The organism is Escherichia sp. MOD1-EC4550, from assembly GCF_963876935.1.
Classification (GTDB): Bacteria; Pseudomonadota; Gammaproteobacteria; order Enterobacterales; family Enterobacteriaceae; genus Escherichia; species Escherichia coli_F.
In genome coordinates this window covers 1-15,147 of record NZ_CAWNSE010000051.1, presented here as the reverse complement: position 1 = coordinate 15,147, position 15,147 = coordinate 1, and the positions used below count along the sequence as shown (strand labels likewise).

The following is a 15,147-nucleotide window of genomic DNA, read 5'->3' as shown; positions in this document are numbered from 1 at the left end:
TTCTGTTATGTGACGATAATGAGTTAAAAATAGAATGAGAGTAGCCCCCTACTCTCATATATCCAAATGGCCGATAAACCCATTATATATACTGCGCATCATCGCTATTACAAATCCTAATAATTCATTTCCACACAGGATAAGCTGATGAAGAAAAAAATTGAATCCTACCAGGGAGCTGCCGGTGGTTGGGGGGCTGTCAAATCTGTAGCGAATGCAGTCCGTAAGCAGATGGATATACGCCAGGAAGTGATTGCCATGTTTGACATGAATAAGCCAGAAGGCTTTGACTGTCCAGGATGTGCATGGCCAGATCCTAAGCACAGCGCGTCATTCGACATTTGTGAAAACGGCGCAAAAGCAATCGCCTGGGAAGTCACCGATAAGCAGGTGAATGCCTCTTTTTTCGCTGAGAATACGGTTCAATCATTACTTACCTGGGGAGATCACGAACTCGAGGCTGCGGGGCGTCTCATTCAACCTTTGAAATATGATGCCGTCAGCGACTGTTACCAGCCATTAAGCTGGCAACAAGCTTTCGACGAAATTGGCGCACGTCTTCAAAGTTATAGTGATCCAAATCAGGTTGAATTCTATACTTCGGGCCGCACTTCCAATGAAGCTGCCTTTCTTTATCAGCTTTTTGCCCGTGAATACGGTACCAATAACTTTCCCGACTGCTCAAACATGTGCCATGAACCGACCAGCGTGGGTTTGGCAGCGAGTATCGGCGTGGGTAAAGGGACCGTGTTACTGGAAGACTTTGAGAAATGCGATTTAGTCATTTGCATTGGGCATAACCCTGGTACAAACCACCCTCGCATGCTGACTTCGTTGCGCGCTTTAGTGAAACGGGGAGCGAAAATGATTGCCATCAATCCTCTGCAGGAGCGTGGCCTGGAGCGATTTACCGCACCACAGAACCCGTTTGAAATGCTGACGAACTCCGAGACTCAATTGGCTAGTGCTTACTATAATGTGCGCATTGGTGGCGATATGGCGTTGCTAAAGGGGATGATGCGCCTGTTAATTGAGCGCGATGATGCTGCAAGTGCTGCGGGTCGGCCCTCATTGCTGGATGACGAATTCATTCAAACGCATACCGTCGGCTTTGACGAGCTACGCCGTGACGTTCTCAATTCCGAGTGGAAAGATATCGAACGTATTTCTGGACTAAGTCAGACACAAATCGCCGAACTTGCTGATGCATATGCCGCTGCCGAACGAACCATTATCTGTTACGGAATGGGGATCACTCAGCACGAACATGGTACCCAGAACGTACAGCAACTTGTCAATCTGCTGTTGATGAAAGGTAACATTGGCAAGCCTGGTGCGGGTATCTGCCCACTACGTGGTCACTCTAATGTACAGGGCGACCGAACCGTCGGTATCACCGAGAAACCGTCTGCAGAGTTTCTGGCTCGCCTGGGTGAGCGCTATGGCTTCACCCCACCTCATGCACCTGGACATGCTGCAATTGCCAGCATGCAAGCAATATGTACGGGGCAGGCTCGAGCATTGATCTGCATGGGGGGCAACTTTGCACTGGCAATGCCAGATCGGGAAGCGAGCGCTGTACCGTTAACACAATTAGATCTGACGGTACACGTAGCCACTAAGCTTAACCGCTCTCATCTGCTGACCGCACGGCATAGCTATATTCTGCCGGTTCTGGGACGCAGCGAGATTGACATGCAAAAAAGCGGTGCGCAGGCGGTAACCGTTGAGGATTCAATGTCAATGATTCATGCCTCGCGTGGCGTGTTAAAACCCGCAGGTGTCATGCTGAAATCAGAGTGTGCTGTGGTCGCGGGAATCGCGCAGGCAGCGCTCCCTCAGAGCGTGGTGGCCTGGGAGCATCTGGTGGAAGATTATGATCGCATTCGCAATGACATTGAAGCTGTGCTGCCAGAGTTCGCCGACTATAACCAGCGCATCCGCCATCCTGGTGGTTTTCACCTCATAAACGCAGCTGCTGAAAGGCGCTGGCTGACGTCGTCAGGTAAGGCTAATTTCATTACCAGCAAAGGGCTGTTAGAAGATCCCTCTTCGGCGTTTAACAGTAAGCTGGTCATGGCGACAGTACGCAGTCACGATCAGTACAACACGACGATTTATGGTATGGATGATCGCTATCGAGGGGTATTCGGTCAACGAGATGTGGTCTTCATGAGTGCTAAACAAGCTAAAGTTTGCGGTGTAAAAAACGGCGAAAGAGTTAATCTTATTGCACTCACGCCAGAGGGTAAGCGTAGCTCACGCCGCATGGATAGATTAAAAGTGGTCATTTACCCCATGGCTGACCGCTCACTGGTGACCTATTTTCCAGAATCGAATCACATGCTAACACTTGATAACCACGATCCATTAAGTGGCATTCCTGGCTATAAAAGTATTCCGGTTGAATTAGAACCATCAAATTAATTCGCCTCCTCATTTCTTCTGCTGTCATCCGCACAGCAGAAGAATTCCTGATTGACCATTGTCGCGCAATTTACTCACATGTGCTAAATTAAACTGCTCGCTATAAGATTTATACCTCCGCCTACAGCTGTAAGAAACTCCGCTCAGTACTGAAGCACCAGTCCTATTTCCTCTTTTTTCCAGCCTGTTATATTAAGCATACTGATTAACGATTTTTAACGTTATCCGCTAAATAAACATATTTGAAATGCATGCGACCACAGTGAAAAACAAAATCACGCAAAGAGACAACTATAAAGAAATCATGTCTGTAATTGTGGTTGTCTTATTACTGACACTTACGTTGATAGCCATTTTTTCGGCAATTGATCAGCTGGGTATTTCAGAAATGGGTCGCATTGCAAGAGATCTTACACATTTCATTATCAATAGTTTGCAAGACTGAAAATAAACAGCAAATTATAAATATGAAATGTTAAAAAAGTATCGATAAAAACTTTATTGTTTTAAGGAGATAAAATGTCGCTCGTTTGTTCTGTTATATTTATTCATCATGCCTTCAACGCTAACATTTTAGATAAAGATTACGCCTTCTCTGACGGCGAGATCTTGATGGTAGATAACGCTGTTCGTACGCATTTTGAACCTTATGAGCGGCATTTCAAAGAAATTGGATTTAATGAAAACACCATTAAAAAATATCTACAATGCACTAATATTCAGACAGTGACTATGCCTGTTCCTGCGAAGTTTTTACGTGCTTCAAATGTACCAACTGGATTACTTAATGAAATGATTGCTTATCTCAACTCTGAAGAACGCAATCATCAGAATTTTTCTGAACTTTTGCTTTTTTCTTGCCTGTCTATTTTTGCTGCATGCAAAGGTTTCATTACATTATTAACTAACGGTGTGCTATCCGTATCAGGGAAAGTGAGAAACATTGTCAATATGAAGCTGGCACACCCATGGAAACTAAAAGATATTTGTGATTGCCTGTATATTAGTGAAAGCCTGCTGAAGAAAAAACTAAAGCAAGAGCAAACGACATTCTCACAAATTCTTTTAGATGCCAGAATGCAACACGCAAAAAATTTGATACGCGTAGAAGGTTCAGTCAATAAAATTGCCGAAAAATGTGGTTATGCCAGTACATCTTATTTTATTTATGCTTTCCGCAAACATTTCGGCAACAGTCCAAAGAGAGTTTCAAAGGAGTACCGTTGTCAAAGGCACACGAATATGAACACGGGCAACACGATGAATGCTTTGGCTAATTGATTATTCGCTCACAAATAGTCAACCACACGCTAAGTAAGAATTAAAGGGGCAGCTATTACCTGCCCCAATGTGTCATTACGAATTGTATTTTATGATGAGAATTGGTGATATACATCACATATTTATGAATCTAAATAATCTGTTTCATATTTATTTATGATCCCAATGCAATAAATTGCCATCAAAACACATAAATACACTAAATATCAATTAGTTAGATATTTATCATTGAGAAATTACTTGGCTCAACAGAAAGCAATGTCAACGCTTTTCAGACTGTTGTTTCTCTTTTTTTAGCCAAATCTGCTATCTCTTTATGTGACTCACTTCACTTACATCATCTTATTTCTCTTCGTAAAATTACTTTGGAATTAAGTACAATAAGAAGAGGAACATTTATGAAGTCTGCATTGAAGAAAAGTGTCGTAAGTACCTCGATATCTTTGATACTGGCATCTGGTATGGCTGCATTTACCGCTCATGCGGCAGATGATGTAAAGCTGAAAGCAACTAAAACAAACGTTGCTTTCTCAGACTTTACGCCGACTGAATACAGTACTAAAGGAAAGCCAAATATCATCGTACTGACCATGGATGATCTGGGTTATGGACAACTTCCTTTTGATAAGGGTTCTTTTGACCCAAAAACAATGGAAAATCGTGAAGTTGTCGATACCTACAAAATAGGGATAGATAAAGCCATTGAAGCTGCACAAAAATCAACGCCAACACTCCTTTCGTTAATGGATGAAGGTGTACGTTTTACTAACGGCTATGTGGCGCACGGTGTTTCCGGTCCCTCCCGCGCCGCAATAATGACCGGTCGAGCGCCCGCTCGTTTTGGTGTGTACTCCAATACTGATGCTCAGGATGGTATTCCGCTGACAGAAACTTTCTTGCCTGAATTATTCCAGAATCATGGTTATTACACTGCAGCAGTAGGTAAATGGCACTTGTCAAAAATCAGTAATGTGCCAGTACCAGAAGATAAACAAACGCGTGACTATCATGACAACTTCACCACATTTTCTGCGGAAGAATGGCAACCTCAAAACCGTGGTTTTGATTACTTTATGGGATTCCACGCTGCAGGAACGGCATATTATAACTCCCCTTCTCTGTTCAAAAATCGTGAGCGCGTCCCCGCAAAAGGTTATATCAGCGATCAGTTAACCGATGAGGCAATTGGCGTTGTTGATCGTGCTAAAACACTTGACCAGCCTTTTATGCTTTACCTGGCTTATAATGCTCCGCACCTGCCAAACGACAACCCTGCACCAGAGCAATATCAGAAGCAATTTAATACCGGTAGCCAAACAGCAGATAACTACTACGCTTCCGTTTATTCTGTTGATCAGGGCGTAAAACGCATTCTTGAACAACTAAAGAAAAACGGACAGTATGACAATACAATTATTCTATTTACCTCCGATAATGGTGCAGTTATCGATGGTCCTCTGCCGCTGAACGGAGCGCAAAAAGGCTATAAGAGCCAGACTTATCCTGGCGGTACCCATACACCAATGTTTATGTGGTGGAAAGGAAAACTTCAGCCCGGTAATTATGACAAGCTGATTTCCGCAATGGATTTCTACCCGACAGCTCTTGATGCAGCCGATATCAGCATTCCAAAAGAGCTAAAATTGGATGGTGTTTCATTGCTGCCCTGGTTGCAAGATAAGAAACAAGGTGAGCCACATAAAAATCTGACATGGATAACATCTTATTCTCACTGGTTTGATGAGGAAAATATTCCCTTCTGGGATAATTACCACAAATTTGTCCGCCATCAGTCAGACGATTACCCGCATAACCCCAACACCGAAGATTTAAGCCAATTCTCTTATACGGTGAGAAATAACGATTATTCGCTAGTCTATACAGTAGAAAACAATCAGTTAGGTCTATACAAACTGACAGATCTACAGCAAAAAGATAACCTTGCCGCCGCCAATCCGCAGGTCGTTAAAGAGATGCAAGGTGTGGTAAGAGAGTTTATCGACAAAAGCCAGCCACCGCTTAGCGAGGTAAATCAGGCGAAGTTTAACAATATCAAGAAAGCACTAAGCGAAGCGAAATAACTAAACCTTCATGCGGCGGATTTTTCCGCCGCCTTATTGAGCGAGATAGCGATGCACGTTACAGCCAAGCCCTCCAGTTTTCAATGTAATCTCAAATGTGATTACTGTTTTTACCTTGAAAAAGAGTCGCAGTTTACTCATGAAAAATGGATGGATGACAGCACTCTGAAAGAGTTCATCAAACAATATATCGCAGCGTCTGGCAATCAGGTCTATTTTACCTGGCAAGGCGGTGAACCCACTCTGGCTGGCCTGGATTTTTTCCGTAAAGTTATTCACTATCAACAACGCTATGCAGGCCAAAAACGTATTTTTAATGCATTACAAACGAATGGCATTTTATTGAATAATGAATGGTGTGCCTTTCTCAAAGAACATGAGTTTCTGGTTGGTATCTCGATCGATGGACCCCAGGAGCTACATGACCGTTACAGACGCAGTAATTCAGGTAACGGTACTTTTGCAAAAGTGATAGCAGCCATCGAGCGTCTGAAATCATATCAAGTAGAGTTTAATACGTTAACCGTCATTAATAACGTTAATGTCCATTACCCTCTTGAGGTTTATCATTTTTTAAAATCTATCGGCAGTAAACATATGCAATTTATCGAATTGCTCGAAACCGGGACGCCGAATATTGATTTCAGTGGTCATAGTGAGAACACATTCCGTATCATTGATTTTTCTGTGCCTCCCACGGCTTATGGCAAGTTTATGTCAACCATTTTTATGCAATGGGTTAAAAACGATGTGGGTGAAATTTTCATCCGTCAGTTTGAAAGCTTTGTCAGCCGTTTTTTGGGGAATGGGCATACCAGTTGTATTTTCCAGGAGTCCTGCAAGGATAATCTGGTTGTTGAAAGTAATGGAGACATTTACGAATGCGACCATTTTGTCTATCCACAGTACAAAATTGGAAACATTAATAAATCTGAACTCAAAACGATGAATAGTGTTCAACTGACAGCGCAAAAAAAACGGATTTCAGCGAAATGTCAGCAATGTGCATATAAACCTATCTGCAATGGCGGTTGTCCTAAGCATCGTATTACTAAAGTAAACAATGAGACTGTTTCCTATTTTTGTGAAGGTTATAAAATCCTTTTTTCAACCATGGTGCCTTATATGAACGCCATGGTGGAGTTAGCTAAGAACAGAGTTCCGCTTTACCACATTATGGATGTTGCAAAACAAATGGAGAATAATTAATAACGCTCCCCCTTAGTTCCATTCTTAGCCTCCTTCTTATGACCTTAACAAGGCACCCGACATAAATTCCTGTCGGGTGTTTCGTCTTCATCATCTTCCTTTGCGAAAATCCTGGCTTACGTGGTATGCGTCAGGGTATTAGCAATATCCTTGATTATCAATAGCATAACCATAACCACTGAAAATGAAATATTTCTTTATATTTCATATTGTTAAATGATACTTAAATAAATTTCATCAGTAAATCATTGCCATAGATAATCATTGGATGGCACAATCAATTTTCGCTAATGATAACCATTCCCATTACGTTTCGTATGTTGATAGCAAAGTATCTCTGTCTGCTGAAGCCCTTTTGGCTGCGTAAGAACAATAAAACTTCACTGTTGTTAATCATTATTATCCTCGCCATGATCCTTGGTGTGGTTAAAATTCAGGTCTGGTTAAACGACTGGAACAATGATTTTTTCAATGCGCTAAGCCAGAAAGAAACCGATAAACTTTGGCAACTTGTTCTGTGGTTCCCTGCCCTGCTGGGGATCTTTGTATTAATATCCGTAAACAAAACATGGCTAATTAAACTACTGACTATTCGCTGGCGCGAATGGTTAACAGATTACTACCTTAATCGCTGGTTTGCAGATAAAAACTACTACTTCACGCAGATCTACGGCGAGCATAAAAATACAGATAACCCTGACCAACGTATCGCTGAAGACATTCTCTTACTGATCAGCAAAACGCTCAGCCTTTCATTTGGCTTCATCCAGTCACTGAGCATGCTGGTCACCTTCACCGTTATTCTTTGGCAAAGCGCGGGTACGCTCTCATTCACTGTTAGTGGAACAGAATGGAATATCCATGGGTATATGGTCTATACTGTCGTGCTTATTGTGATCGGAGGAACATTATTTACCCATAAGGTTGGAAAACGCATTCGACCACTTAACGTGGAAAAACAACGTAGCGAAGCGACATTTCGAACTAATCTTGTGCAGCATAATAAACAAGCAGAACTGATTGCGCTAAGCAATGCTGAATCTCTACAACGGCAGGAGTTGAGCGACAATTTTCATATCATTAAAGAGAACTGGCATCGTTTAATGAATCGCCAGCGGTGGCTTGATTACTGGCAGAATATTTATTCGCGCTCGCTTAGCGTTCTTCCCTACTTTCTGTTATTGCCGCAGTTTATTAGCGGACAGATCAATCTGGGCGGACTGATGAAATCGCGCCAGGCATTTATGCTGGTATCGAACAATTTAAGCTGGTTTATTTATAAATATGACGAACTTGCTGAACTGGCTGCGGTTATCGATCGTTTGTATGAGTTCCATCAACTCACCGAACAGCGCCCTACGAATAAGCCTAAAAATTGCCAACATGCGGTACAAGTGGCTGACGCGAGTATTCGTACTCCTGATAATAAGATCATATTAGAGAACCTGAACTTTCATGTTTCGCCAGGCAAATGGCTATTACTGAAAGGTTACTCTGGTGCGGGAAAAACCACACTGCTTAAAACATTATCCCACTGCTGGCCGTGGTTTAAAGGTGATATTTCGTCTCCTGCTGACAGTTGGTATGTGTCACAAACACCGTTAATCAAAAGCGGCTTACTGAAAGAGATTATTTGTAAAGCACTTTCCCTGCCCGTAGACGATAAATCGTTGAGCGAAGTACTGCATCAGGTTGGTCTGGGGAAATTGGCTGCGCGTATTCATGACCACGATCGCTGGGGAGATATTCTTTCCAGCGGCGAAAAACAACGTATCGCCCTGGCACGATTAATTTTACGACGTCCGAAATGGATATTTCTTGACGAAACTACCTCTCATCTTGAGGAACAAGAGGCTATCCGCTTACTGCGTTTAGTGCGTGAAAAACTACCCACTAGCGGCGTCATTATGGTTACACATCAACCCGGTGTCTGGAACCTGGCCGATGATATTTGTGACATTAGCGCGGTTTTATAAAAACAATAAAAGCCCTGCTGTACGGAGATAAAAATAAATGAAGCGAGTTCTTATTCCTGGCGTCATTTTATGTGGCGCTGATGTGGCGCAGGCCGTCGATGACAAAAACATGTACATGCATGTTTTTGAAGAGATGACGGTCTATGCTCCTGTCCCTGTACCCGTAAACGGCAACACGCATTACACCAGTGAAAGCATCGAGCGTTTACCGACCGGGAATGGCAATATCAGCGATCTGCTGAGAACCAACCCTGCGGTGCGCATGGATTCAACGCAAAGTACCTCGTTGAACCAGGGAGATATTCGCCCGGAGAAAATCTCTATTCACGGTGCGTCGCCCTATCAGAATGCCTATCTGATTGACGGTATTAGTACAACTAATAACCTGAACCCAGCGAATGAGTCCGATGCCAGTAGTGCAACCAATATTAGCGGGATGTCACAGGGCTATTATCTTGATGTCAGCTTACTGGACAATGTGACGCTTTATGACAGTTTTGTGCCGGTTGAATTCGGTCGCTTCAATGGCGGGGTAATTGATGCAAAGATCAAACGCTTCAATGCTGATGATAGCAGCGTGAAACTGGGTTATCGCACTACGCGTTCAAACTGGTTAACATCGCATATCGATGAGAATAACAAGAGCGCATTTAATCAAGGTTCTTCAGGAAGTACTTATTACTCTCCAGATTTTAAAAAGAACTTTTATACTTTGGCGTTTAATCAGGAACTCGCTGATAACTTCGGCGTTACCGCCGGTTTATCGCGCCGCCAGTCTGATATCACCCGCGCGGATTATGTTTCGAATGACGGCATTGTCGCCGGTCGGGCACAGTACAAAAACGTTATCGATACCGCAGTGAGCAAATTTACCTGGTTTGCCAGCGACCGCTTTACCCACGATTTAACCTTAAAATATACCGGCTCCAGCCGTGATTATAATACCAGCACCTTCCCGGAGTCTGATCGCGAAATGGGTAATAAATCCTATGGTCTGGCATGGGATATGGATACCCAGCTCGCATGGGCCAAACTGCGTACCACCGTTGGTTGGGATCATATTAGTGATTATACCCGTCACGATCATGACATCTGGTACACCGAACTTTCATGTACATATGGTGATATTACAGGGCGTTGCACCCGTGGCGGATTAGGACACATTTCCCAGGCTGTAGATAATTACACCTTCAAAACACGCCTTGACTGGCAAAAATTCGCCGTGGGTAATGTTTCGCATCAACCCTACTTCGGCGCGGAATACATCTATTCCGATGCATGGACTGAACGCCATAACCAGTCTGAATCCTATGTGATTAATGCTGCCGGAAAGAAAACTAACCATACCATTTACCATAAAGGTAAAGGCAGCCTGGGAATAGACAATTACACGCTGTATATGGCGGATCGCATTAACTGGCGTAATGTGTCGTTAATGCCCGGCGTGCGGTATGACTATGATAACTATCTGTCAAACCACAATATCTCCCCGCGCTTTATGACGGAATGGGATATTTTTGCTGATCAAACCTCAATGATTACCGCAGGTTATAACCGTTACTATGGCGGGAATATTCTTGATATGGGATTACGTGATATCCGCAATAGCTGGACGGAATCGGTATCAGGCAATAAAACCCTGACGCGCTATCAGGATTTGAAAACGCCTTATAACGATGAACTGGCAATGGGATTGCAGCAAAAAATCGGTAAGAACGTTATTGCGCGCGCAAACTATGTTTACCGTGAAGCGCATGATCAAATCAGCAAAAGCAGTCGTACCGACAGCGCGACTAAAACCACCATTACTGAATATAACAACGACGGTAAAACCAAAACGCATTCGTTCAACCTCAGTTTTGAACTGGCCGAACCCCTGCATATCAGCCAGGTAGATATTAACCCGCAAATTGTCTTTAGCTATATCAAGAGCAAGGGCAACTTGTCGTTAAACAATGGTTATGAGGAGAGCAATACCGGTGATAACCGGGTGGTTTATAACGGTAATCTGGTCTCTTACGATAGCGTTCCAGTGGCGGATTTTAATAATCCACTAAAGATCTCCTTAAACATGGATTTCACGCATCAACCGAGCGGGTTGGTGTGGGCGAATACGCTGGCCTGGCAAGAAGCGCGTAAAGCTCGCATTATCCTGGGTAAGACGAATGCGCAATACATCAGCGAATATTCAGATTACAAGCAGTATGTTGACGAAAAACTGGATAGCAGCCTGACCTGGGACACCCGCTTGTCCTGGACGCCACAATTTCTGAAACAACAAAACCTGACGATCAGTGCCGATATTCTCAATGTACTGGATAGCAAAACCGCTGTTGATACAACGAATACCGGCGTGGCGACCTACGCCAGTGGCCGTACTTTCTGGCTTGATGTCAGCATGAAATTTTAATAGTTCGGATTTTACTTAACCGGGTAAATTCGCCCGGTTTTCGCATGGAGATAATTATGAGAAACCTCTGTTTCTTACTGACGTTAGTGGCAACTCTGTTGCTCCCCGGGCGACTGATTGCCGCCGCCTTACCGCAGGATGAAAAGTTAATTACCGGGCAACTGGACAATGGCTTGCGATATATGATTTATCCGCATGCTCAACCTAAGGATCAGGTAAATTTATGGCTGCAAATTCATACCGGTTCATTGCAGGAAGAAGACAATGAGCGCGGCGTGGCTCATTTTGTAGAACATATGATGTTTAACGGCACAAAAACATGGCCGGGTAATAAAGTCATCGAAACATTTGAGTCAATGGGCCTGCGTTTTGGTCGCGATGTTAATGCCTATACCAGCTATGACGAAACGGTGTATCAGGTGAGTTTGCCGACTACGCAGAAACAAAATCTGCAACAAGTGATGGCAATCTTCAGTGAATGGAGTAATGCCGCAACCTTTGAAAAACTCGAAGTAGACGCTGAACGTGGCGTAATTACTGAGGAATGGCGTGCCCATCAGGATGCGAAATGGCGCACCTCTCAGGCGCGCCGCCCTTTCCTGCTGGCAAATACCCGTAATTTAGAGCGTGAACCTATCGGCCTGATGGATACTGTCGCCACGGTCACACCGGCACAATTGCGCCAATTTTATCAACGCTGGTATCAACCAAATAATATGACCTTTATCGTGGTCGGCGATATTGACAGTAAAGAAGCGCTGGCGCTGATTAAGGATAATTTAAGTAAGCTTCCGGCTAACAAAGCAGCTGAAAATCGCGTCTGGCCGACAAAAGCCGAAAACCACCTGCGCTTTAATATCATTAATGATAAAGAAAACCGGGTGAACGGCATCGCACTCTATTATCGCCTGCCAATGGTGCAAGTGAGCGATGAGCAAAGCTTTATCGAACAAGCTGAATGGAGCATGTTGGTTCAGCTGTTCAATCAGCGTCTGCAGGAACGCATACAGTCGGGCGAGTTGAAGACTATTTCTGGCGGCACTGCGCGCAGCGTTAGAATTGCACCCGATTATCAGTCGCTGTTTTTCCGTGTAAATGCACGAGACGATAATATGCAGGATGCTGCGAATGCATTAATGGCAGAGTTGGCAACTATTGATCAGCATGGTTTTTCTGCTGAAGAACTCGATGATGTCAAATCTACCCGTCTCACCTGGCTGAAAAATGCGGTTGATCAGCAAGCTGAACGTGATTTACGTATGCTGACCAGTCGCCTGGCATCCAGCTCATTAAATAATACGCCGTTCTTGTCGCCGGAAGAGACATATCAACTTTCGAAACGTCTGTGGCAGCAAATTACCGTGCAAAGTCTGGCGGAAAAATGGCAGCAGCTAAGAAAGAACCAGGACGCATTTTGGGAGCAAATGGTGAATAACGAGGTTGCAGCCAACAAAGCATTATCTCCTGCGGCTATCCTGGCGCTGGAAAAAGAGTACGCCAACAAAAAGCTGGCAGCTTACATCTTCCCAGGCAGAAATTTATCGTTAACAGTAGACGCTGACCCACAGGCGGAAATTAGCAGCAAAGAAACGCTGGCTGAGAATCTGACATCATTAACACTTTCCAATGGTGCCAGGGTTATTCTGGCAAAATCCGCGGGTGAAGAGCAAAAGCTACAAATTACTGCCGTATCTAATAAAGGCGATTTAAGTTTCCCTGCGCAGCAAAAAGCACTTATCGCGCTGGCAAATAAAGCAGTAAGCGGAAGCGGCGTTGGTGAACTCTCCTCTTCCAGCCTGAAACGCTGGAGTGCGGAAAACTCGGTAACCATGAGCAGTAAAGTCAGTGGCATGAATACATTGCTCTCTGTTAGCGCGCGAACTAATAACCCTGAACCTGGTTTCCAGTTGATTAACCAGCGAATCACCCACAGCACGATTAACGATAATATTTGGGCATCGCTACAAAATGCTCAAATTCAGGCGTTGAAAACGCTCGACCAGCGTCCAGCGGAGAAATTCGCCCAGCAGATGTATGAGACGCGCTATGCTGATGACCGCACGAAATTACTGCAAGAAAATCAGATTGCACAGTTTACTGCCGCAGATGCGCTGGCTGCCGATCGCCAGTTGTTTTCATCTCCAGCGGATATCACGTTTGTCATTGTCGGTAATGTCGCAGAAGACAAACTCCTGCCGTTAATTACGCGTTACTTAGGATCAATCAAACACTCTGATTCGCCATTAGCCACAGGTAAACCATTAACTCGCGCGACGGACAACGCATCGGTTACGGTAAAAGAACAAAATGAACCTGTGGCACAGGTTTCACAGTGGAAGCGTTATGATTCCCGGACACCTGTAAATCTGGCGACGCGTATGGCGCTCGATGCTTTTAACGTCGCACTGGCAAAAGATCTACGCGTTAATATTCGTGAACAGGCATCTGGAGCATACAGCGTTTCTTCTCGCCTCTCGGTTGATCCTCAGGCCAAAGATATCAGTCATTTGCTGGCTTTTACTTGTCAACCAGAACGACATGATGAACTGTTAACGTTAGCGAATGAAGTGATGGTTAAGCGTCTGGCTAAAGGGATCAGTGAGCAAGAACTGAATGAATACCAGCAAAACGTTCAGCGCAGCCTCGATATCCAACAGCGTAGCGTTCAACAATTAGCGAACACCATTGTAAATAGTCTTATTCAATATGACGATCCTGCAGCATGGACTGAGCAGGAGCAATTGTTGAAACAAATGACGGTAGAGAATGTTAATACTACCGTTAAACAATATCTTTCTCATCCGGTAAATACTTATACCGGAGTATTATTGCCAAAATAATAACAGCCCCGTCAACACATCGTTGGCGGGGATTTTATCAATATTCGCTATTTTTATGTAATAATTTTATAAATGCGTTCAAAATAATAACCAAGTACTAATAGTGATATTTTAAGGTCTGATTTTTACGTGATAATTCAGGAGGCGTAGAAAGTGCATAAAAATAACAACATAAAACACCTTGCCACCACCCAAGAATTCAATAATATATTGATTTTCAATGAAAATATATTATTCGCATAATATCTCACGATAAATAACATTAGGATTTTGTTATTTAAACACGAGTCCTTTGTACTTGCTTACTTTATCGATAAATCCTACTTTTTTAATGCGATCCAATCATTTTAAGGAGTTTAAAATGGATAAGAAGCAAGTAACGGATTTAAGGTCGGAATTACTCGATTCACGTTTTGGTGCGAAGTCTATTTCCACTATTGCAGAATCAAAACGTTTTCCGCTGCACGAAATGCGTGATGATGTCGCATTCCAGATTATCAATGACGAATTATATCTTGATGGCAACGCTCGTCAGAACCTGGCCACTTTCTGCCAGACCTGGGACGACGAAAATGTCCATAAGTTGATGGATTTATCCATTAACAAAAACTGGATCGACAAAGAAGAATATCCGCAATCTGCAGCAATCGATCTGCGTTGCGTAAACATGGTTGCCGATCTGTGGCATGCGCCTGCACCGAAAAATGGTCAGGCCGTTGGCACCAACACCATTGGCTCTTCCGAGGCCTGTATGCTCGGCGGGATGGCGATGAAATGGCGTTGGCGCAAGCGTATGGAAGCCGCAGGCAAGCCAACGGATAAACCTAATCTGGTGTGCGGCCCGGTACAAATCTGCTGGCATAAATTCGCCCGTTACTGGGATGTGGAGCTGCGTGAAATCCCTATGCGCCCCGGTCAGTTGT

10 protein-coding genes are annotated in these 15,147 nt (G+C 43.8%); 9 read left to right on the top strand and 1 reads right to left on the bottom strand.

Translation table 11 applies throughout. The annotated features are described in order from the left end of the window. Positions 1-147: 147 nt before the first annotated feature. The 5 genes from ydeP (at position 148) to AACU19_RS20985 (ending at position 6,998) form a co-directional block, all read left to right on the top strand. A complete protein-coding gene (gene ydeP, locus AACU19_RS21005) occupies positions 148-2,427 on the top strand; it encodes an acid resistance putative oxidoreductase YdeP (RefSeq protein ID WP_039021851.1) in 2,280 nt (759 codons plus the stop codon). Between the two features lie 247 nt (positions 2,428-2,674). After that, a complete protein-coding gene (gene safA / locus AACU19_RS21000; RefSeq protein WP_000543389.1) occupies positions 2,675-2,872 on the top strand; it encodes a two-component system connector SafA in 198 nt (65 codons plus the stop codon). Positions 2,873-2,946: 74 nt separating this feature from the next. After that, positions 2,947-3,708, top strand: coding sequence for an acid stress response transcriptional regulator YdeO (ydeO, locus tag AACU19_RS20995; RefSeq protein ID WP_000060467.1), 762 nt, complete (start codon positions 2,947-2,949; stop codon positions 3,706-3,708). A gap of 398 nt (positions 3,709-4,106) precedes the next feature. Further along, entirely contained in the window at positions 4,107-5,789 is a 1,683-nt protein-coding gene (locus AACU19_RS20990) for a sulfatase-like hydrolase/transferase (protein ID WP_039021852.1), read from the top strand. A gap of 51 nt (positions 5,790-5,840) precedes the next feature. After that, on the top strand, positions 5,841-6,998 hold the full coding sequence (locus tag AACU19_RS20985; protein ID WP_001299007.1) for an anaerobic sulfatase maturase: 1,158 nt from the start codon (positions 5,841-5,843) through the stop codon (positions 6,996-6,998). Here AACU19_RS20985 and AACU19_RS20980 read toward each other — a convergent pair. Next, on the bottom strand, positions 6,964-7,089 hold the full coding sequence (locus AACU19_RS20980; RefSeq protein ID WP_122083086.1) for a hypothetical protein: 126 nt from the start codon (positions 7,087-7,089) through the stop codon (positions 6,964-6,966). The genes AACU19_RS20985 and AACU19_RS20980 overlap by 35 nt on opposite strands. A 199-nt stretch (positions 7,090-7,288) precedes the next feature. On the opposite strand from AACU19_RS20980, the gene AACU19_RS20975 reads away from it, so the two are divergent. The 4 genes from AACU19_RS20975 to AACU19_RS20960 form a co-directional block, all read left to right on the top strand. Then, positions 7,289-8,974 (top strand): ABC transporter ATP-binding protein/permease, encoded by a 1,686-nt coding sequence (locus tag AACU19_RS20975; protein WP_105278489.1) that lies wholly within the window; start codon positions 7,289-7,291, stop codon positions 8,972-8,974. Positions 8,975-9,011: 37 nt separating this feature from the next. After that, positions 9,012-11,384, top strand: a complete 2,373-nt coding sequence (locus AACU19_RS20970; protein WP_105278488.1) for a TonB-dependent receptor plug domain-containing protein — start codon at positions 9,012-9,014, stop codon at positions 11,382-11,384. A gap of 56 nt (positions 11,385-11,440) precedes the next feature. Continuing rightward, positions 11,441-14,224 (top strand): M16 family metallopeptidase, encoded by a 2,784-nt coding sequence (locus AACU19_RS20965; RefSeq protein WP_198599082.1) that lies wholly within the window; start codon positions 11,441-11,443, stop codon positions 14,222-14,224. A gap of 361 nt (positions 14,225-14,585) precedes the next feature. Then, on the top strand, positions 14,586-15,147 hold a 562-nt coding region (locus AACU19_RS20960; protein ID WP_077516045.1), incomplete at its 3' end, for a pyridoxal-dependent decarboxylase.